At 73.3% G+C, this 19565-nt stretch carries 20 protein-coding genes; 5 read left to right on the forward strand and 15 right to left on the reverse strand.

What is annotated here, in order from left to right; translation table 11 throughout:
* Positions 1-21: 21 nt before the first annotated feature.
* The 14 genes from AB0F11_RS01290 to AB0F11_RS01355 all read right to left on the reverse strand — a co-directional run bounded on the left by AB0F11_RS01290 (position 22) and on the right by AB0F11_RS01355 (position 15296).
* Positions 22-900 (reverse strand): alpha/beta fold hydrolase, encoded by an 879-nt coding sequence (locus tag AB0F11_RS01290; protein ID WP_362166913.1) that lies wholly within the window; start codon positions 898-900, stop codon positions 22-24.
* A complete protein-coding gene (locus AB0F11_RS01295) occupies positions 884-1165 on the reverse strand; it encodes an acyl carrier protein (protein ID WP_361903351.1) in 282 nt (93 codons plus the stop codon). The genes AB0F11_RS01290 and AB0F11_RS01295 overlap by 17 nt, the downstream gene beginning before the upstream one ends.
* A gap of 507 nt (positions 1166-1672) precedes the next feature.
* Positions 1673-1948 (reverse strand): chorismate mutase, encoded by a 276-nt coding sequence (locus tag AB0F11_RS01300; protein ID WP_362166915.1) that lies wholly within the window; start codon positions 1946-1948, stop codon positions 1673-1675.
* 128 nt (positions 1949-2076) lie between these two features.
* On the reverse strand, positions 2077-4137 hold the full coding sequence (locus AB0F11_RS01305; RefSeq protein ID WP_362166918.1) for an anthranilate synthase family protein: 2061 nt from the start codon (positions 4135-4137) through the stop codon (positions 2077-2079).
* Complete coding sequence (locus AB0F11_RS01310; protein WP_362166920.1) at positions 4134-4793, reverse strand: isochorismatase family protein; 660 nt, start codon at positions 4791-4793, stop codon at positions 4134-4136. The genes AB0F11_RS01305 and AB0F11_RS01310 overlap by 4 nt, the downstream gene beginning before the upstream one ends.
* Positions 4794-4813: 20 nt before the next feature.
* A complete protein-coding gene (locus AB0F11_RS01315; RefSeq protein ID WP_362167257.1) occupies positions 4814-5584 on the reverse strand; it encodes a 2,3-dihydro-2,3-dihydroxybenzoate dehydrogenase in 771 nt (256 codons plus the stop codon).
* 50 nt (positions 5585-5634) lie between these two features.
* A complete protein-coding gene (locus tag AB0F11_RS01320; protein WP_362166922.1) occupies positions 5635-7188 on the reverse strand; it encodes an amidohydrolase family protein in 1554 nt (517 codons plus the stop codon).
* Complete coding sequence (locus tag AB0F11_RS01325; protein ID WP_362166924.1) at positions 7185-7484, reverse strand: phosphopantetheine-binding protein; 300 nt, start codon at positions 7482-7484, stop codon at positions 7185-7187. The genes AB0F11_RS01320 and AB0F11_RS01325 overlap by 4 nt, the downstream gene beginning before the upstream one ends.
* A gap of 49 nt (positions 7485-7533) precedes the next feature.
* Positions 7534-9147: an AMP-binding protein gene (locus AB0F11_RS01330; RefSeq protein WP_362166927.1), complete on the reverse strand. Its 1614-nt coding sequence runs from the start codon at positions 9145-9147 to the stop codon at positions 7534-7536.
* A 61-nt stretch (positions 9148-9208) separates the two neighbouring features.
* Positions 9209-10243, reverse strand: a complete 1035-nt coding sequence (locus AB0F11_RS01335; protein ID WP_362166929.1) for a ketoacyl-ACP synthase III family protein — start codon at positions 10241-10243, stop codon at positions 9209-9211.
* Complete coding sequence (locus tag AB0F11_RS01340; RefSeq protein ID WP_362166931.1) at positions 10233-11645, reverse strand: salicylate synthase; 1413 nt, start codon at positions 11643-11645, stop codon at positions 10233-10235. The genes AB0F11_RS01335 and AB0F11_RS01340 overlap by 11 nt, the downstream gene beginning before the upstream one ends.
* 163 nt (positions 11646-11808) lie before the next feature.
* Positions 11809-13383, reverse strand: coding sequence for an MFS transporter (locus AB0F11_RS01345; protein ID WP_362166933.1), 1575 nt, complete (start codon positions 13381-13383; stop codon positions 11809-11811).
* 87 nt (positions 13384-13470) lie between these two features.
* On the reverse strand, positions 13471-13695 hold the full coding sequence (locus AB0F11_RS01350) for an acyl-CoA carboxylase epsilon subunit (protein ID WP_362166935.1): 225 nt from the start codon (positions 13693-13695) through the stop codon (positions 13471-13473).
* Positions 13692-15296 carry an acyl-CoA carboxylase subunit beta gene (locus AB0F11_RS01355; RefSeq protein WP_362166936.1) on the reverse strand — a complete coding sequence of 535 codons (1605 nt, stop codon included), beginning with the start codon at positions 15294-15296 and terminating at the stop codon, positions 13692-13694. The genes AB0F11_RS01350 and AB0F11_RS01355 overlap by 4 nt, the downstream gene beginning before the upstream one ends.
* Before the next feature lie 305 nt (positions 15297-15601).
* Here AB0F11_RS01355 and AB0F11_RS01360 point away from each other — a divergent pair, with 305 nt between their 5' ends.
* The gene (locus tag AB0F11_RS01360; RefSeq protein WP_362166938.1) at positions 15602-16528 is read left to right on the forward strand and encodes an MBL fold metallo-hydrolase; all 927 of its coding nucleotides are present in this window, start codon (positions 15602-15604) and stop codon (positions 16526-16528) included.
* A gap of 108 nt (positions 16529-16636) precedes the next feature.
* Here AB0F11_RS01360 and AB0F11_RS01365 read toward each other — a convergent pair whose 3' ends face one another.
* Positions 16637-16963 (reverse strand): TfoX/Sxy family protein, encoded by a 327-nt coding sequence (locus AB0F11_RS01365; RefSeq protein ID WP_362166941.1) that lies wholly within the window; start codon positions 16961-16963, stop codon positions 16637-16639.
* A gap of 146 nt (positions 16964-17109) precedes the next feature.
* On the opposite strand from AB0F11_RS01365, the gene AB0F11_RS01370 reads away from it, so the two are divergent.
* From AB0F11_RS01370 to AB0F11_RS01385, 4 genes are all read left to right on the forward strand, one after another.
* Positions 17110-17508 (forward strand): VOC family protein, encoded by a 399-nt coding sequence (locus AB0F11_RS01370; RefSeq protein ID WP_362166943.1) that lies wholly within the window; start codon positions 17110-17112, stop codon positions 17506-17508.
* A gap of 159 nt (positions 17509-17667) precedes the next feature.
* Positions 17668-18075 (forward strand): VOC family protein, encoded by a 408-nt coding sequence (locus AB0F11_RS01375; RefSeq protein ID WP_362166946.1) that lies wholly within the window; start codon positions 17668-17670, stop codon positions 18073-18075.
* A gap of 254 nt (positions 18076-18329) precedes the next feature.
* The gene (locus AB0F11_RS01380) at positions 18330-18680 is read left to right on the forward strand and encodes a hypothetical protein (protein ID WP_362166948.1); all 351 of its coding nucleotides are present in this window, start codon (positions 18330-18332) and stop codon (positions 18678-18680) included.
* 119 nt (positions 18681-18799) lie between these two features.
* On the forward strand, positions 18800-19477 hold the full coding sequence (locus tag AB0F11_RS01385; protein ID WP_362166951.1) for a transposase family protein: 678 nt from the start codon (positions 18800-18802) through the stop codon (positions 19475-19477).
* Positions 19478-19565: the final 88 nt, after the last annotated feature.

Consider the following 19565-nt stretch of genomic DNA (forward strand, 5'->3'; position numbering starts at 1 on the left):
AAGGGCCTGCCAGGAGCGGGCTCATGCGGCGTGCACGAGCCGGGCGATCACGGCGGCGGCGTCCGGGCGGCTGAGCATGGTGTAGTGGTCGCCGGGGCTGCGGTGCGTGGTGAGGCCGTGGGGGGCCAGCGGCTCCCACCCGAGGGTGGGGTCGTCGGGGATCAGGCTGCCCTCGGCCGTGACGAGGACCAGCGGAACGCTCGACGGGACCGCCCGGTAGGGGGCCGTCAGCCGGTTGTTGCGCAGCAGGCCGTCCACGTACGTGTCGTACAGCTTGCGCAGCCCGAACACCGGTGTGTCCGCACGCAGGGCGCCGCCGGCGACGGCGGCCTCCAGCACGGCCTGCAGGCCGTCCTCGATGCCGGCCCCGGCGAGCCGCTCGGCGTCCGGGACCACCGGCTGTCCGCGCTTGGCCCCGAGGTACAGCGCGAACCAGCCGAGGAGCAGTGTGGGGTTCAGCTCCTCGTCCGACGGCTTGTACGCATCGGTGGGGGCGATGCTGTCGAGCAGTACGAGCCGCCGGGGCCGCTGCCCGGCCGGGAGCCGCTCGACCAGGGCCTGGGCGATCACACCGCCGAACGACCAGCCGGCGAGGGTGTACGGGCGGCCGTCCGCGCCGTCGGCGGTGCGGGCGCGGACCAGCTCGTCCGCCAGCCGGCCGGCGAGGTCCTCGACGGTGGTGGCGGCGCGGCCGCCGGTCAGCGCGGCCTCCCAGTACTCCGGGAGCGCGGACAGGTCGAGCACGGTGAGGCCGGTGCCGCCGGGCAGCGCTTCGGCGAGCGTCCGGTGCACCTCGGCGTCGAGTGCGCCGGGGTGCACCAGGTACACCGTGCCCGCGCCGCCGTCGGCGGCGCGGAGCCGGCGGACGGCCGCCGGAGTCCGGTCAGGACGCAGCCGCATGCTGTTCCTCGGCGCGGGTCGCGGACTCCTCCGCGATGAAGGCGGCCAGGTCCTTGATGGTGGGGTGGTACCACAGGGTCGTGGTGCCGAGTTCGAATCCGAGCCAGTTCTCCATTTCCCCGGCGAGGATCAGAGCCTCGGTGGAGTCGAGGTCGAGCTCGTCGAAATACAGCTCGGGTGACACCTCGCTCTGCTCCACCCCGAGCTTGTGGGCAATCTTCTCGATGAGCCACTGCTGGGCTTCTGCTGCCGTCACAACGAGCACGTTGTTCCTCCCTGGTCCTGAATTCCGAAAAAGCCCGTGCTGAAATGCGGGCGAGGGGCCGGCGGCCTGGGCGCCGGCACGGCCGGCGGGTGGTGCACGGCGGTGGCGCCGGGGAAATACGGGAACGCGGGTCAGTGCACGGTCCGGTGGAGCCGGCGGGACGCGGGTCCGGCCGGCGGGAGGAATGTGGTGCGAGGCATTTCGCAAACCCCCCGTGGCCCGAAATCGGAGATGGAATTTCTGCCGTATCTCCCGTACCTGTTGCCTGCCCTCGTTCAGCACACTAGGCAGCGGCCGGGGGCCGTTGCAAGCAGATCCGGGGGCCGTTCGGGACGCGGCCGCCCGCCTCCAGTTCGTATTGAGTTCAGGTCTAGGCATACGCGGCCGGGAACCGGACTATTCCGGACTGTTCGGGCGGTCCGGGGAACGAAGAGAGCGCCTCTTCGGCCACTGGCCGACGAGGCGCTCTCGTGCGGTTGTCGAGCGGTTGTCCCTCCGGGGGACGGCTCAGCTTCTGCCGTCGGGGAGGAGGTCGGGCCGGCTGCCCAGCTTGAGCAGGAGCAGGGCCAGCGTCGTGCCCTGGGCGCCCAGGGCGGAGCGGTACCGGTTGAGCATCTGCGTCTCCTGGCCCAGCTCCGTGCGCGGCAGGCCGGCCCGGCCCTTGGCCTGCTGGAGCTCGGTGACCAGCTCGGTGCGGCGGCGCACCAGGTCGATGATGGTGGAGTCGAGCTCGCAGACGCGGTCGTCCTGGCGGGTGAGGTCGAGCAGGGCGGTGGGGGACATGTCTCCTCCGGGGTCGCAGGCGGTCGTACGGCGGTCACGGCCACGGCCACGGTCGGGGCCGGGCGCGGGTGGTGCGGGCGCTACGGGCGTCGCGGGCGGCAACACGGGGATCACGGCCGTTGCGGTCGTCACGGGCATCGGAGGCGGCCGAGGGCCGCGTCCAGGAGGTCCGCGAGGATCGGCGTCGCGTTCTGCGTGAGGATCGACGCCGGGTGGAACTGCACGGAGGCGAAGCCGGGTCCCGCCAGCGCGTGCACCTCGCCCGTCTCCCCGTCGCGGCAGACCCGGACGGTGCCCGGGCGGCGCGGGCAGCGGAAGGAGTCCTCGGCGCTGACCGCGGCGAAGGTGTTGTAGAAGCCCACCAGTTCGGGCCGGCCGAAGAAGTCGATCTTCAGCTGGACGCCCTGGTTGGGCACGGGACGCCGCCTGATCTCCAGGCCCAGCAGGGTGCTGAGCACCTGGTGCCCCAGACACACCGCCAGGAACGGCGTGCCGCTGCGCAGCAGGACCTCCGTCGCCGCCCGCATCGCGGCGATCTTGGGGTGGCCGCTCTCGCGCGGGTCGCCCGGCCCGGGGCCCACGATCACCACGTCGTACGCGGCCGGATCGTACGGCTCGTCGTAGCGGCGGATGGCCACCTCCGGTCCCAGCGCGGCGAGTTGGTGCTGCGCCATCGCCGTGAACGTGTCCTCCGCGTCCAGGATGAGCACCCGCCGGCCCGCGAGCCCGGGCCTGGTCTCCGCCCGCGACGCCGGGTCGGCCAGCCAGAAGGACCCCAGGGCCGAGTTCCGCGCCGCGAGCGCCTGCCGGACCTCGGGATGCCCGGCGAACGACCCGGCGGCCGGGTCGGCCGACACCCCGGCGGACCAGCCGGCGAGCGGTCCGTCGGCCGCTGCAGCCCCCGCGGTCCGTGCGGGTGCCGCAGCCGCCGCGCCCGGCGCAAAGACCGAATCCGCAGCCGCAGCCATCGGCTCCCGCTCCAGGGCCGCCAGCAGCCCCGCCGCCTTCGCCCGGGTCTCGGCCACCTCCGCCTCGGGCGAGGACTCCCGTACCAGCGTGGCCCCGACGGCCAGGCGCAGCGCCCCCGTCCGGTCCACGTCCGCCGTGCGGATCAGGATCGCCGAGTCCATGGTGCGCGCCCCCGCCGCATCGCGGCCGATCAGCGCCGCCACCCCGCTGTAGTAGCCGCGGCCCTCCGGCTCGTACCGCTCGACCACCTTGCAGGCGCTCTCCAGCGGGCTGCCCACCACCGTCGGCGCGAACATCGTCTCGCGCAGCACGTCCACCACGTCGAGGCCGGTGCGGCCCTCGATCAGGTACTCGGTGTGGGCCAGGCGCGACATCTCCTTCAGGAACGGGCCCACGACGCGCCCGCCGTCGGTGCAGACCCGGCCCATCATCTTCAGTTCCTCGTCCACGACCATGTACAGCTCGTCGGCCTCCTTGCGGTCGGCGAGGAAGTCCAGCAGCCCGGTCACGGTCGGGCCCGAGGCCGGATAGCGGTAGGTGCCGCTGATCGGGTTCATCACCGCCGTGCCGCCCGCGAGGCTGACGTGCCGCTCGGGGGTGGCCCCGATCAGCGTGCGGTCGCCCAGGTGCACGAGGAAGGTCCAGTACGCCGACGGCTCGGCCAGCAGCATCCGCCGGAAGAACGACAGGGCCCGCTCCGCGCTCCAGTCCTCGACCGTGGTCGTCCAGCTGCGCTGCAGCACGAAGTTGGCGCCCTCGCCGCGGCCGATCTCCTCGGCCAGCACCTGCGCCGCCCGCGCCGCGTACCGCTCGTCGTCGATGTCGAAGGCGCCGCCCGAGGTCCGCAGCGCCGCCCGCGGCAGCCGCCGCAGCACCTCGGCGAGCGGCACCACCTCCTGGTCGTGGATCTCCAGGGCGACCAGCGGCGTGCCGTCGTCCGGCGCCGCGAAGCCGCGCTCGCGGACCTGCCGGTACGGCAGCAGCGCCAGCAGCTCGTGCCGGCCGCGGGCCCCCGTCCCTGTGGCCCCCGCCTCCGCCTCCGCCGCCGGCAGCGGCAGTCCGGCCAGCCCCGCCCCGTCCGGCACCTCGGCGGCCCGGCCGACCAGTACGTCCACCCTGCCCGCCCCCGCCTCCGGCCGGTGGACCAGCGCGAAGTGCGGGGCGTGGGCCGGGCCGCCCGCCAGGATGCGGCCCAGCAGCGGGTGGTCGGGCCCGGTCAACGGACCGCCTCCACCGCGAGGCCGGCGAGCTGCCCGAGCACGTCCGCGGTGGTCACGGCCATGCCGCAGCGCGTGGCCACGTACTCCACCGTCATCCGGTGGAACTCCGGGGTGAAGTCGGCCACCGCGTCGGCCACCACGAAGGTCTGGATGTCGTGCGCGAAGGCCTCGTTGGCGGTGGTCAGGATCCCCACGTGGGCGTAGACCCCGCACACGATCAGCTGGTCGCGGCCCTGCGCGCGCATCCGCTGCAGCAGGTCCGTACGGAAGAACGCACTCGGCCGCCACTTGGTGAGGACCGTGTCCCCCTCGGCCGGCGCCAGCGCGGCCGTGATCGCCCGGTCGGCGGGGGCCACCGTCATGCCCGGCCCCCAGAAGTCCTTCAGCAGACCGCGGTCGGCCTGCGTCATGTCCCCGGGCTGCGCCGTGTACGCCACCGGGATGCCCAGCTCGGCGCACCGCCCGCGCAGCGCCGCACTGTGGGCGACGAGGTCCGTCAGGGGCTGCCGGCCGGCCGGGAAGGGGTGCAGGAAGTACTCCTGCATGTCGTGGATCAGCAGCATCGCCCGCCGGGGGTCGACGGTCCACCGCGCGGTGTTGACGGGCAGGGAACCGACGGAGGGCATGGAATAGGGTGCGATCGCCGGGATGCCCATGACGATCTCCTTTCTGGGTGTCAGACGCCGAGGGTGGCGCCGCCGTCGACCACGAGGTCGTGCATGGTGATGTGCCGGGCCCGCTCCGACAGCAGGAACAGCACCGCGTCGGCGATGTCGGGCGGAACGGCGATCCGGCGCAGCGGGATCCCGGTCCGGTAGTTCTCCGGCAGCCCCTCGATGGAGCTGCGGGCGACGTCCTCCGGGTCGTACATCCCGTACAGCATCGGCGTGTACGTGGAGCCGGGCGCCACCGTGTTGCAGCGGATGCCGTGGCGGGCGAGCTCCAGTCCGAGGCATTTGGTGAGCATGGTCGCGGCGGCCTTCGACGCCGCGTACGCGGACATGTTCATCCGGGCCGTGCCCGCCGCGTTCGAGGCCACGGTGACGACGGCGCCGCTGCCGCGCTCGGCCATCCTGCGGCCGACGGTGCGCGAGAGGCGGAACACGCCGGTCGCGTTGACGGCGAACGTGGTCTCCCAGTCGTCGTCGGACAGCTCCAGCACCGGGCCCATCCGCAGCACGCCCGCGCTGTTGACCAGCTCCTCGACCGGACCGAGCTCGGACTCGGCGCGGTCCACCGCCGCCGCGACCTCCTCGGGGGAGGCCACGTCGGCGGGGACCGCCAGCACCCGGTGCCCGTCCTCGGTGAGCTCCTTGGCCAGCATCCGCAGTGCCGCGGCGTCCCGGTCCAGCAGGGCCACCGCGCGGCCCTCCGCGGCCAGCGCCCGCGCAACCGCCGCGCCGATCCCGCCGGCCGCGCCGCTGACCAGCGCCACCTTCCCCGGTATGCCGCCCTGCCCCTGTCCCAGTCCCAGTCCCAGTCCCTGTCCTGTTGCCGTCATGCGTGGGCCCCCCTGCCGTGTGCCGCCAGCACCCCGGCGACCGCCGCGGGCGCGATGCCCAGGCGGCGCGTCGAGAAGGACGCCAGCGCCTCCAGGTAGTCGGCGGTCAGCTGCTCCTCGTCGAGGTGGACCGTCCGCCCGTCCTCGACCAGCACCCGGCCCGCCACGATCACGGTCCTCACGTCCGCGGACCCGCCCAGGTTCAAGAACCCCTCCAGCGGCCGCGGGTTGAGCAGGTAGCGCCAGTCGTCGGCCGGCACCAGCACCAGATCGGCCTGCAGCCCCGGCGCCAGCGCGCCGATGTCCTCCCGGCGCAGGGCCCGCGCCGCGATCCGCGTCGCCATCGCCAGGGCGTCCGTCGGCAGCAGCGCCGTGTTGTCCGCGTACAGCTCGGTGTACCCGTGCCACGCGGCCCGCATCGCCTCCGCCATCCCGCCGACCGGCAGCGCGCCGCCGTCCGTGGACAGCGACACGTCCAGCCCCGCCCGGCGCAGCTCCGGGATGGCCCGGGTCTCGCTGAGCGTGGACTCGCCCGTCGGCCCGTACTTGGCCGGGGAGTGGCTGACGTGGGCGCGGGCCAGCAGCAGCAGGGAGCGCTCGTGCTCGTCGAGGAAGGCGCAGTGCACCGCCACCAGCCGCTCGTCGAGCAGCCCGAGCTCCGCGAGCCGCCGCACCGGCGTGGTGCCGTAGCCGGCCCGCATGACCTCCGCCTCGCCGCGCAGCGCTCCGACGTGCGTGGCGAACGGGACGTCGTAGGCGCGGGCCAGCTTGCTCAGGCCCTCGCCGAGCGCATCGCTGACGTTGGTGATGTACGAGGCGCTGACCTGCGCCCGTACCAGCCCGGACGGGTCCGCGGCGCAGTCGGCGAGCAGGTCCTCCAGCCGGGCCAGTACCGCGTCGGTGTCGCGGGTGAGGCGGTGGCGGCCCTCGCCCGGCGCGCAGACCGCGTCCCCCGTCCAGTGGCTGACGGAGCAGCGGATGCCGACCGCGCGGGCGGCGGCCGCCAGGGCCTCGGGCCGGTTGAAGGAGCCGACGTCGCCGAGGGCGGTGGTCCCGGAGCGCAGCTGGGTCCACAGCGAGTACCGGGCGATCGCCTCGGCCTCGCCGGGCGTCAGTCCGTCGGCGACGTCCTGGAAGGTGTCGAACATCGCCGAGATCTTTCGGACGTCGCCGCCCAGCGCCATGACGCCCGGTTCGTCGCCGGCGTCGCGCGGGTCGCGCAGCGCGCCCTTGAACGGCAGCCGCAGGGCGAACATCTCGTGCCAGTGCGCGTTGACGAAGCCCGGCAGCACCAGGTGCCGGGTGCCGTCGACCGTCCGCAGCCTGGCCCGCACCTCCTCGGGCAGGGCCCGCACCGCCGCGTCGACCTCCTGGACCGGGCCGACGGCGGCGATCGTGCCGCCGACCGCCAGCACCGAACCGGAGGGCAGCATCCGGCCGTCGGCGTCCGCGGTGTAGACGCAGCCGCCGCGCACCAGCAGCGCCGGGGCCCGGCCGGGCAGGCCGCCGTCGCCGCCGGCCGCGCCCGCGCTCGTACGGGCCTCGCTCATGCCAGCCTCGCCGCGATCTCGTCCGCCGGATGCGCCCGGAGCAGGTGCTCCGTCCACGCGCCGAGCGTCGGGTCCGTCGCCAGCTCCCGGACGTCGGCGGTGATGCCGGCGCGGCGCAGCTCGCTGACGATCCGCATGATCTCCAGCGAACCGAGGCCGCGGTGGACCAGGTTGGTGTCCGCTTGCAGGGTCTCGGGCTCCACCTTCATGAACCGGGCGGCGATCCGGCCCAGGATCAGGGTCACCGCCTCGGGCGTGGCCGTCTCGGCCGCAGCGGCGATGGAGTGGGATGTCATCGGGGCTCTCTCTCCTCGGTTGGTGGCCGTGGCCGTGGCCGTGAACGGGTCAGTGGGCCGCCGCGGCCAGGCCGGCCGCCAGTGCCTTCTTGTCGACCTTGCCGAGCCCGGTCAGCGGGAACTCCTCGACCAGTTCGAGCCGGTCGGGCAGCTTGTAGTCCGCCAGGCCCCGCTCCTGCAGCGCCTGCTTGAGGCCGGGCAGGCTCGGCGGCTCGCCCTCGGCGACGACGAACGCGCAGATCCGCTCGCCCAGGTACTCGTCGGGCACGCCGATCACGGCCGCGCGGGAGACCGCCGGGTGCGTCAGCAGGTGCGCCTCGACCTCCGGGGCCGAGATCTTGTCGCCGCCGCGGACGATGACGTCCTTGATCCGGCCCTCGATGACGAGGCGGCCCTCGGCCGTGAGCCGGGCCAGGTCGCCGGTGCGGTAGTAGCCGTCGGCGGTGAACGCCGTCCGGTTGTGCTCCTCCGCCCGGTAGTAGCCGTGCAGCGTGTACGGGCCGCGGGTGTGCAGTTCGCCGGTGGCGCCGAGCGGCAGCTCCGTACCGTCCTCGCCGACGATCCGCACCTCGTCGCCGGGCGAGATCGGCCGGCCCTGCGTGGTGAGGACGGCCTCCTCGGGGTCGTCGGCGCGGGTGAAGGACAGCAGCCCCTCCGCCATGCCGAACACCTGCTGCAGCCGCACCCCGAGGCCCGGGCCGATGCGTGCGGCGAGCTCCGCGGACAGCGGGGCGCCGCCGATCTGCACCGTCCGCAGGGTCTGCAGACCGTACGAGGACCACTCGGCGGTCTCCAGCCACAGCTGGGCGACGGTGGGCACCAGCGAGGTGAAGGTGACGCCCTCCTCCTCGATCAGCTTGAAGCAGTCCTCGGCGGTCGGGCCGTCGGCGATGACCACGGTGCCGCCGCAGCCCAGCGTGCCGATCACCCCGGGGCAGCCCCAGGTGAAGTTGAACTCCACCGGCAGCGCCGCCAGGTAGACGTCCTCGCCGGTCAGCCCGTTGACGGCGGCCGCGGTCCGGGTCTGGTACGCGTAGTCGTCGTGGGTGCGCGGGATCAGCTTCGGCAGCGCGGTCGTACCGCCCGACAGCAGGAAGAACGCCACGTCGGCGGGGTCCGGCTCGGGCAGCTCCACCGGCTCGGCGTCGACGGCGTCCAGCGGCACCGCGCCGCAGCCCTCCGGCACCTCGCCCAGGACGAACAGGTGCCGCAGCGCATCCAGTTCCTCCCGCAGCGCGAGCCCGAGCCCGAGGTGGTCGAAGCCCCGGTACCGCGCCGGCAGGACGTAGGCCGCGGCCCCGGAGATCTCCAGCAGGTGGCGGATCTCGTTGGCGCGGTGCGAGGTCAGGGAGAAGACGGGCACGGCCCCGAGGCGGAACAGTGCGAAGCAGACCGCGGGGAACTCGGGGGCGTTGGGCAGCTGGACGACGACCCGGTCGCCCGGCGCCATGCCGTGCGCGCGGAAGCCGGCCGCGAGCCGGTCCACCCACGCGTCGAGCGCGCGGTAGGTCAGGCGGGTCGTGCCGTGGACGAGCGCGGTCTTGCCGTCGTACGTCCGGGCCCAGGAGCGCAGCAGGGCCGACAGGTTCTCCCCGCGCCAGTAGCCGTTCGCCCGGTACGCGGCGGCGAGCTCCTCGCCGGCAGGGGTGCAGCCATCAAGCATGGTCGTCAGGTCTCCTCGGTTCTTCGCTTCGGGGGGCGGACCGGGCCCGGGCGGGCGGCGGTCACAAGGTGCCCTGCTCGCCGGTGATCTCGAGGACGGCGCAGGTGACCTCGGCGCCGGGCGCGGCGCCGATGAGCATCACGTGGTCGCCGGCCTCCACCTGGCCGGTCTCCAGCAGGTACTGGAGCCCGGAGAACGGGTCGACGGCGCCGGCGTGCCCGGTGCGGCGGGTGAACTCCCACACCCCGCGCTCGGCGTCGATCCCCAGCGGGTCCAGGAAGGTGTCGGTGAGCGGGCCCCGGGAGAACCCGATGTGGACGACCCGCCGGACCTGCTCCATGGCCACGCCGGCCTCGGCCAGGGTCCGCGCGGCGACGTCGGCGACCAGCTCGCCGAGGTTCCCCATCGGGGGCAGTACGCCCTGGGCCCACTGGTCGCGCCAGTACTGGCGGCGGGCCTCCAGGTTCAGCGGCCGGCCCACCGTCACCGGCGGCGGGAACAGCACCTCGCCGCCCCGGTTGAACTCCTCCATCTCCGGGTTCGACAGCGAGCCGACGGCCAGCACCCGGGCGAAGCCGCCGTCACGTGTCACCACGGCCGCCGCCGCCCCGTCGGCCAGCAGGAACAGCCCGGAGGCCCGCCACCGGTCGACCATCGGCGTGCCGAAGTTGTCGGCCGCGGTCAGCAGTACCGCCGGCCGCGCCGGGTCGGCCGCCAGCCGGTACGCGGCCAGCTCCAGCGAGGCGAGCATCCCCAGGCAGCCCTGGCGGACCTCCAGGGCCGGGATGGGCACGTCCAGCGCCTTGCGCAGCACGTAGTGCTGCGGGGACCAGCCGTCGGGGCCCTGGAAGTGCGCCCCGCTGTGCAGCAGGGCCGCGAACTCCTCCGGCCGGCGGCCCGAGCGGCGGATCGCGGCGGCCGCCGCCTCGGCGGCCAGGTCGGGCGCGGGGACCTCCCCGGCCACGGCGACCGACACGATGCCGGACGCCTCGCGCACCGCCGGGTCCAGCAGGCCTTCCTTGACCGCCTGCTCGGTCTCCACCACCTCGGGGAGCACGGCGGCGACCCCCGCGAGGTACAGGTGCTCAAGCCGCACGGCGGCCGCCCCGGTCCCGGCCCTGTTCCCGCTGCGGGCCCTGGCCCAGCTCCTGGACCTGGACCTGGCCCCGGCCCTGGTCCTGGTCCTGCGTGGTGGCGACCAGGAACCGCGAGACGCTCTCCAGCTTCTCGGAGGTCTCCTCGAACTCCCGGGCCGCGGTGGACTGTCCCACGATCCCGGCGCCCGCGCGCAGCCACGTACGGCCGCCCTGGCGGTAGACCGAGCGCAGCACCAGCGCCGCGTCCATCTCGCCGTTCTGGTCGGTGGTCAGCACCGCACCGCTGTACAGGCCGCGCCGCTCGGGCTCGTACTGCCGGATGACGTCGTACGCGGCGGCCTTCGGGACTCCGGAGGCGGTGACGGCCGGGAAGACCGCCCCGAAGGCGTCCCAGGTGCCGAAGCCGTCGGCGAGCTGCCCGGTGACCCGGGAGGCCAGGTGCTGGACGCTGCCGCGCTCCTTGACGGCCATGAACTCGGGCACCTCGACGGAGCCCTCCTCGGAGACGTCGGTCAGCTCGTCGGTGCCGACTTTGACCGAGATGGCGTGCTCGTAGATCTCCTTGGGGTCGGACAGCAGGTTCTCGCGCAGCTCGCGGTTGCGCTGCGGGTCCTTCGTCAGGGCGCGGGTGCCGGCGAGCGGCTGGCTGTACACGCGGCCGCCGGCCTCGACCTCGACGACGGTCTCGGGGCTGAACCCGGCCGCCTCGACGCCGCCGAGGTGCAGCAGGAAGGAGCGGGCGGGAGTGTTGCCGCGCCGGCCCTGGACGTAGGTCTCCACCAGGTCGATGTCGTTCTCGACCTCGACGACCCGCGAGAGGATCACCTTCTGCAGCTTGTCCTCGTTGATCTCGGCCACGGCCGACTCGACGGAGCTGCGGTAGTCGGTCTTGTCGAAGCCGCGGACGTCGATCTGCGCGACCTTGCCGCCGGCCGGGCGGGTGGGGGAGCGCAGCACGTCGAGCGCGGCGACCAGGCCGGCCGGGTCGGCGGAGCGGACCAGGGCCGTGCCCTCGCCGAGGCGGACCTCGGTGCGCGGCACGACCAGGTGGAGCAGCCGCTCGTCACCGACGTGGTCCACCGCGCCGTCCTTGGCGTACGACAGCTCGAACGCGGCCCAGCCGTAGGCGCGCCAGCCGTCGACGGGGAGGGTGGCGAGCAGGCTCTGCACCTGCTGCAGCGGCTTGCCGTCCCAGGGCAGGAACGTCTCTCCTTCGTGGGAGAGGCGGGCGCCGGAGCGGTCCAGGGTGAGCTGGGCGAGGGTGCCGCCGGCGTAGGACCAGCCCTGCGGGCCCTCGTAGACCACGTAGTCGTCGTGCAGGCCGGAGTCGGCGAGCGCGGCGGCCGTGGCGAGCTGGTCCTGCGCCAGCTTGATTCTGGTTTCGACGTAGTACGCAGACACGTTCGTATTCCCCCTGTGCGTCTGGAGCGGGCGGTGCGGGATCCGGCAGGGCGCGGGATCCGGCGGGGTGCGGGATCCGGCGGGGTGCGGGATCCCGCGGAGTGCGGCAGGGACGGGCCGGCGCCGGGCGGCGCCGCACGGGCGGCGGCCCGGCGCCGGCGCTTCACCTCCCCGCGGTCTGGAGCGGTGCTGCGGCGTCGCCGTTGACGCCGCCGCCCTCGGCCGCGGGTGCCGGGGAGCCGGCGGGCCGGGCCGGAGCCGGGGCCGCCGTGCGGATGAGCAGGGCCACCAGGGCGGCACCGGCCAGGCCGGTGATGCCGGAGGCGAGCATGACGTCGTCCAGGGCCTCGGCGAACGTCTGCCGGACGAGGTGGACGACGCTGTCCAGCTGTCCGGCGGGCGCCCGGGCGATGACCTCGTGGGCCTGCCCGCTGCCGAGCGCCGTGGCGGCCGAGCCGCCGAGCGCGTCGGCGCCCCCGGCCGAGTCCAGGGCCCGGGTCAGGCCCTGCTGGAGCACGACGCCGAAGACGGCGATGCCCAGCGCCTGCCCGAGTTGGCGGAAGGTGTTCATGGCGCCGCTGGCCATGCCGCCGCGCTCCGGCGGTACGGCCGCCATGGCGGTGGCGGCCAACACCGGGGAGACGATGCCGACGCCGAGCCCCGTCAGGACGAGGCCGGGCACCAGCACGGTCCAGCTCGCATCGGCGTCGAGCCGGGCCTGCAGCAGGCTGCCCGCGGCGATCAGCGCCAGGCCGCCGCCGAGCGCCAGCCAGGCGGGCACCTTGGGCAGCCGCTTGCCGGCGGCCGCGGAGACCACGAAGGCCACCGCGCTCATCGGGAGCACCACCAGGCCGCCGGAGACCGGGCTCAGCCCGAGCACCGACTGCACCCACAGCGAGGTGTACGGCAGGTAGGCGAAGGCCACCGCGGAGAACAGCAGCCCGCACAGCATCACCCCGACGAACGGGGCCCGGCGGAACAGCGAGAGGTCCAGCATGGGGTGGCTGCCGCGCGCCTCGGCCACCAGGAAGGCGGCGAGCGCGACGACGGCCAGGGCGGCGAACCCGAGCGAGGTGCCCGAGGTCCAGCCCTGCGAGCCGCCGCGGATCAGGACGTACACCACCGAGCCGACGGCCACCGTGAAGGAGGCCATCCCCGCCCAGTCGGTCCGGCCGGCCTTCGGATTGCGGGACTCGGGCAGCACCTTCAGCGACAGGGCGATCGCCGCCGCGCTGACCGGCAGGTTGACCAGGAAGATCCACCGCCAGCCGAGGTACTCGGTCAGCACCCCGCCGAGCACCGGGCCGACCGCGGCGGCCGCACCGCTGACGGCGCCCCAGACGCCGAAGGCGATGCCGCGGTCCTTGCCCTGGTAGGTGACGTTCAGCAGGGCCATCGCGGTGGCGAGCATCGCCGCGGCGCCCACGCCCTGCACGGCCCGGGCCGCGACCAGCACCGCCGGGTCCCCGGCGAGTCCGCAGACCAGCGAGGCCGCCGCGAAGAGGGCGAGGCCGCCCGTGTAGACCCGGCGCCGGCCGGACTTGTCCGCCAGCGAGCCGGCGCCGAGCAGCAGCGCCGCCAGGGTGAGGGCGTAGCCGTCCATCACCCACTGCAGGTCGGACAGGGACGTCCCCAGGTCGGCGCCGATGCCCGGCAGGGCGACGATCACGATGGTGACGTCGACCAGGAGCATGAACACGCCCAGGCTGACCGCTGCGAGCGGCCACCACTTTCGCACGAGGCCTCCATAGATCTCGTATCGCGTATGACGGGTGCGGGTGCGGGTGCGGGTGCGGGTGCGGGTGCGGTGAGGGGTTGCGAGGCCTTACGAGGCCCAGGCGCCCGGCGCCGCGAACGCGGGCCGGGGCCGCAGCGGGAGCTTGTGCACCGTCGCCTGCGCCTGCTCCTGCGCTTCCTCCGCCTCGTGCTGCATCCGCAGCCGGGCGGTGAGCAGGACGGCCAGCGCCGCGACCTCCTCGGCGGTCGGGTTGCCCCGGGTGATCCTGATGGCGGCCAGCGCCAGGGCGGTCCGCTCGTCGGGGGCGCTCACAGCGGGAGGTTCCCGTGCTTGCGGCTCGGCTGCTGGGCGTGCTTGGCACGCAGCATGTCGAGCGTGGCGATGAGCCGGGTGCGGGTGTCCGCCGGGTCGATGACGTCGTCGACGAGGCCGCGCTCGGCCGCGTAGTACGGGTGCATCAGCTCGGTCTGGTACTCCTTGATCTTCTGCGCGCGGGTCTCCTCCGGGTTGTCGGAGGCAGCGATCTCGCGCCGGAAGATGACGTTGGCCGCGCCCTCCGCGCCCATCACCGCGATCTCGTTCGAGGGCCAGGCCAGCGCGATGTCCGCGCCGATGGACCGCGAGTCCATGACGATGTACGCGCCGCCGTAGGCCTTGCGCAGGATCAGGCTGATCCGCGGGACGGTGGCGTTGCAGTACGCGTACAGCAGCTTCGCGCCGTGCCGGATGATGCCGTTGTGCTCCTGGTCGACGCCCGGCAGGAAGCCCGGCACGTCGATCAGCGTGACCAGCGGGATGCTGAACGCGTCGCAGAACTGCACGAACCGGGCCGCCTTCTCGGAGGCCTGGATGTCGAGCACGCCCGCCAGGTGCGCCGGCTGGTTGGCCACGATCCCGACCACCTGCCCGCCGAGGCGCGCCAGCGCACAGACCACGTTCTGGGCCCACTGGCTGTGGACCTCGAAGTAGTCCCCGTGGTCCACGACCTCCTCGATGAGGTCGCGGATGTCGTAGCCGTGCGTCGGCCGCGCCGGAACCAGGTCCAGCAGGCTTTCGCAGCGGCGGTCGGCGGGGTCTTCGAGGTCGCCGGAGGGGGCGAGTTCACGGTTGTTGGAGGGGAGCAGCGACAGCAGGTGGCGCACGTCCTCCAGGCAGCTCTGCTCGTCGTCGTAGGCGAAGGTGGCGACGCCGGAGGAGCCGGCGTGGCTGTCGGCCCCGCCGAGGTGTTCCATGGTCACGGCCTCGCCGGTGACGGCCTGGACCACGTCCGGGCCGGTGATGAACATCTGCGAGGTGCCCCGCACCATGAACACGAAGTCCGTGAGGGCGGGGGAGTAGGCGGCGCCGCCGGCGCAGGGGCCGAGGATCACGGAGATCTGCGGGATGACGCCGGAGCTGCGGACGTTGCGCTGGAAGATGCCGCCGTAGCCGGCGAGCGCGGTGACGCCCTCCTGGATGCGGGCGCCGGCGCCGTCGCAGAGGCCCACGATGGGGGCTCCGGCTGCCTCGGCGAGGTCCATCAGCTTGTGGATCTTCTCGGCGTGGGCCTCGCCCAGCGCACCGCCGAAGATCCGGAAGTCATGGGCGTACGCGAACACGGTGCGGCCGTGGACCTTGCCCCAGCCCGTCACGACGCCGTCGGTGTGCGGCTTCTTGTCCTCCAGGCCGAAGCCGGTGGCGCGGTGCTTGCGCAGCCCCTCGACCTCGTTGAACGTCCCCTCGTCGAAAAGGATGTCGATGCGCTCGCGGGCCGTCAGCTTGCCCTTGGCGTGCTGGGCGGCGGTGGCGCGCTCGCTGGGGCCGGCCTCGGCCAGCGCCCGTACGGCACTCAGTTCGGCGGTGCGCTCACGGAGCGAGGCGAAGCGGAACTCTTCTCGCACGCTCTCCAGTGGTCTTTCCTCGACGATGCTCATGCGGGCCCTTTCGACACGGAGGCACCGGGGTACGGCCGGTTTCGCATCGCCAGCTTGGGCGCGGCCGCTACAGCCCGGCTCGAATTCCGGCCGGGGACCCGTACGGGACGGCTCGCGACGCACCGGGCAGCCTTCTACAGGCGGACGCCAGGCCCCTTCGAGCGCAGGTCCAGGCTGCCGGGCCAGGCTCGGGGCCCGGGGCGCGGGCGACCGCGAGCCCCTCAGCCCGCTCGCCCGCAGCCCGCCCGCACTCCCCGACGGCCCTGCAGGCGGCCCGTACGAGCCAGAAGAGAGGTGCGTGGACCGTGCCCGGCACCAGCGCGCAGGATCAGGCCGCCGCCACCCTCACCGAGGTGGCCGACGGCGTCCACGCGTACGTCCAGCCGCCCGGCGGCTGGTGCCTGAACAACGCGGGCATCCTCACCGGCGGCGGCTCCTGCGCCCTCGTCGACACCGCCGCCACCGAGCGGCGCGCCCGCAGCCTGCGCGAGACCGCCCTCGGCCTGGCCGGACGGCCGCCGCGCGCCGTGGTCAACACGCACTTCCACGGCGACCACACGTACGGCAACTTCGTCTTCCCCGAGGCCCTGACCATCGGCCACGCCCGCACCCGAGCCATGGTCCGGGCCGCCGGACTGCACATGGCCGGGCTGTGGCCGGAGGTCTGCTGGGGCGACATCGAGATCTCCCCGCCCGACCTCACCTTCACCGACCGCACCACCCTCCACGTGGGCGAACTGCGCGCCGAGCTGATCCACATCGGGCCGGCCGCCCACACCACGGACGACACCGTCGTCTGGCTGCCCGACCGGGGCGTGCTGTTCACCGGCGACCTCGTGATGAACGGCGTCACGCCCTTCTGCGTGATGGGGTCCGTGTCCGGCTCCCTGGCGGCGCTGCAGCGGCTGCGCGACCTCGGCGCCACCACCCTCGTCCCCGGCCACGGCCCGGTCGGCGGCCCCGGACTCCTCGACGCCAACGAGGCCTACCTGCGCTGGCTCCAGGACCTGGCCGCACAGGGCGCCGCCGCCGGAGCGAGCCCTCGGGAGGCCGCCCGGGCCGCCGACCTCGGTCCGTACGCCGAACTCCTCGACTCCGAGCGGCTGCTGCCCAACCTGCACCGCGCGTACGCCGAGCAGCAGGGGCTGCCCGAGGGCTCACCGCTCGACGTCGGCGCCCTGTTCGAGGAGATGGCCGCCCACCACGGCCGCCGGCCCGCCTGCGCGGCCTGACCACAGCCGACAGCGGCCGCCGTCCCCGGACCGTCCGCCTCGCCCCCGCGTCCGTGAGTCCCGGGCGTCCGTCACCTCTTGCAAGAGCACGCGGTGAGCGTGGAGGGGTTACTTCGGCGGAAGTCCGGCAGCGGCTTCCCGGCCCAGTTGCAGCCAGTCGTCCAGGACGTCGTCATCGAGGACCTCTCCTGCCACCAGTACCCAGCCTTTCGAGACCCGGCCGCGGGACTCGAAGGGTCGTGCGCCCGGCCTGGCGAGGGCCCGTGGGGTGCGGTCCGGGCCGACTCGCACCAACAGTTCGTCGCCGACCACGCCCACCGCCGTGTTCCCCTGCACCATGAAGACGAGCCCGCCGAACATCTTCTTCGCGACGATCTCCTCGCCCTCCTCCAGCAGCTCCCGGACCCGTTCCGCCAGCACCTCGTCATAGGCCATGGCCCTCACGTTACCCACGCGTCACGGCACCCGCCCCCGCAGCCTGCACCGAGCCCCATATAGGACATTCTCCGCCCTACATGCTCGTTACGGTCGGCTCAGGAGGGCGGGAACCGCCCAGCCGACCTGCAACAGAGGAGAAGACCATGGTCGACGCACACGCCGGTGGCGCCTTGACCGGCAAGGTCCTGTCGCACGCGATCTGGGCCGGGGACGGGGGCGAGCTCGCGGAGTTCTACGCCGCCGCCCTCGGCGCGCAGGTCTCCGAGCCGTACCGGGACGAGGACGGCAGCCCGGCGGCCTTCCCGGTCTGGGTCGGCGACATGATGTACGTCTTCTGGTCCGCCGCGTCGTTCAAGGCCCCCAGCTGGCCCCAGGACGAACTGGCCTTTCACATGGACATCAGGTTCGACGACGTCGAGGCGGCGGAGAAGCGGCTCCTGGAACTGGGCGCGACGAAGCCCGCTCACCAGCCGGGTGGGGACCACTGGACCGTCCTGCTCGACCCCTCCGGCCAGCCCTTCTGCATCAGCAGCACCCGCTGACGCAGCCGCTCAGGGCGGCTGTGGCCGTCACCGGACGGCGGCCCCCGGCGTGCGGAGCCGCCCGGACCGGCGGAGAAAGGAACCGGGGGTGCTCGGCGGCTCATGCCGGCCCCTTGCGCCCGCACCCCGGTGGAGGCCGCACCCGACCATGGAGGACTCATGCCGTTCGCTCCCTGCCTGAGCGTCAAGGACACCGCGGCCAGCATCACCTTCTACAAACAGCTCGGCTTCGACGTCGACTCCAGCACCGCCCGGCCCGGCGACGACATCCACATGCTGCTTTACCAGGGCGGATTCTGCGGGATGCTCTACAGCAACGCCGATCTGAAGAACTGGCTGCCCAGCCTGGCCGACACCCCCATCGGCTTCGCCGGCATGTTCTACCTGGGCGTGGACGACTTCGACGGCGCCCACGACCGCATCTCCCGGCACGCCGAGATCATCAAGGACACCGACACCGACCACACCGGTCAGCGCATGTTCTACTTCCGCGACCCGGACGGCTACGTCATCGGCATCAACGACCAAGCCGCCCTCCAGGCCGGCGAGCTCGGCAAATACACCTGACCGGGAGAGACCTCACACGGTGACCTTCACCGTCTCCGGCCGGCCCCGGCTGCCGGAAGGACCGAGAACCCCGCCCCCCTGCGCCGGCCCTGGGCCCCACCACCCCGTTACGAGGTGGTGAGCGAAGCCGCCGTCTCACGCGGTGTTGCCGCCACCGACTCGGGTAGCGCCCTGCGTCTCGGATGGGGATTGCCATTGGGATGGCAGCTTCGGGCAACGGGAACCGGCACGGTGGGCTGATCGTCATGCATAGCATGCCTTCCGTTCTCATTCTTGGTTTCGACCCTCACGCGGTGCCTGGTATGGACGGGGACGCCATGCGCGCGGTCCTGGACAAGGAACTGGCCCGTTTTGGCGAACACGCCATCGACGCTTCCATGACGCTGATCGCGCCGGACGAAGCAGCCGGGTCCACGGTGGTATCGGCACTTTCCGAACAAGACTGGGACGTCGTCGTCATCGGGGGTGGAATACGCAAACCTGAACCCCTTGTGACGTTCTTCGAGCAGGTCGTGAACCTGGTCCGGCGGCATGCACCAGGGGCCGCGATCGCGTTCAACACCAGCGGCGGCGACAGTGTCGAGGCAGCCAAGCGGTGGCTGTGAAGCCCAGCCCTTGGGCTGAACCGCCGCAACGCGCCTAAAGTGACGGCCCCTTGATTCCCCCCACGCCGCGCTCGCAGAGCTGTACGGCCTGGAGCGGTCCACCATCACCCGAGCGATCGGTGAGATCCGCCCGCTGCTTGCCGAGCGGGCTTCGCCGTCCCGGCCCGCCCCGGGGTGCGGCTGCGGACCCTGGCCGACGTGTTCGCCTACGCGCAGGCGGAGGGCGTGAACTGCGGATTGATGGCACCGAGACTCAGGTCCGCCGCCCGAAAGCCCACCAGCCCGGCCGCCGCGCGTTCGTGTCCGGCAAGAAGAAGCAGAACACCTGCAAGACCACCACGATCAGCGACGGCCAGGGCCGCACCCTATGGTCGGGCGCCGACCGGCCCGGCCGCATGCACGACCAGACCGCGATGCGCACCGAGGGCATCGCCGAACAACTCCGCCTCCATCCGGAAGTGAAAGCCGAGGTCGACGAGGGCTACCGGGGCCTAGCCAACGAATTTCCAGACCAGGTCAGTGCCCCGCCGAAGAAGCCGAAGGAAGATGCGCCGCTCGGCGAGCAGTACGCGTGGCGCGAGCAACGGCGCCGCCAGTCCTCCGAGCGAATCTGTGTCGAGCACGCCAACGCCGAGCACAAGCAGTGGCGTCCGCTGCAACGCTTCCTCGGACGACGTGAGCACTACGCGGCTACCCACCGGGCCATCGCCAGTCTGGTCTCCGACCGGGCCGCCCAACGGGCCTCCCGACGTAAGCCGAGCACCGAACTCGTGCTCGTCAGCTCGCTGACCTGCTGAATCACCCACGAGCCGAACCCCCAGGCCGACGTGCCCCGACCTCATTCGCTCACAACCTCGTTACTGCTCAGCGGGGCCGACGGCACGC

It is taken from the genome of Streptomyces sp. NPDC032472 (genome assembly GCF_040636955.1).
GTDB lineage: Bacteria > Actinomycetota > Actinomycetes > Streptomycetales > Streptomycetaceae > Streptomyces.

Coding starts and splice junctions, on each gene's coding strand:
- AB0F11_RS01355 (WP_362166936.1), bottom strand. CDS start 15,296: ATGAGCATCGTCGAGGAAAGACCACTGGAGAGCGTGCGAGAAGAGTTC.
- AB0F11_RS01375 (WP_362166946.1), top strand. CDS start 17,668: ATGCCGTTCGCTCCCTGCCTGAGCGTCAAGGACACCGCGGCCAGCATC.
- AB0F11_RS01310 (WP_362166920.1), bottom strand. CDS start 4,793: ATGGGCATCCCGGCGATCGCACCCTATTCCATGCCCTCCGTCGGTTCC.
- AB0F11_RS01320 (WP_362166922.1), bottom strand. CDS start 7,188: ATGAGCGAGGCCCGTACGAGCGCGGGCGCGGCCGGCGGCGACGGCGGC.
- AB0F11_RS01290 (WP_362166913.1), bottom strand. CDS start 900: ATGCGGCTGCGTCCTGACCGGACTCCGGCGGCCGTCCGCCGGCTCCGC.
- AB0F11_RS01325 (WP_362166924.1), bottom strand. CDS start 7,484: ATGACATCCCACTCCATCGCCGCTGCGGCCGAGACGGCCACGCCCGAG.
- AB0F11_RS01300 (WP_362166915.1), bottom strand. CDS start 1,948: ATGTCCCCCACCGCCCTGCTCGACCTCACCCGCCAGGACGACCGCGTC.
- AB0F11_RS01380 (WP_362166948.1), top strand. CDS start 18,330: ATGCCTTCCGTTCTCATTCTTGGTTTCGACCCTCACGCGGTGCCTGGT.
- AB0F11_RS01330 (WP_362166927.1), bottom strand. CDS start 9,147: ATGCTTGATGGCTGCACCCCTGCCGGCGAGGAGCTCGCCGCCGCGTAC.
- AB0F11_RS01370 (WP_362166943.1), top strand. CDS start 17,110: ATGGTCGACGCACACGCCGGTGGCGCCTTGACCGGCAAGGTCCTGTCG.
- AB0F11_RS01365 (WP_362166941.1), bottom strand. CDS start 16,963: ATGGCCTATGACGAGGTGCTGGCGGAACGGGTCCGGGAGCTGCTGGAG.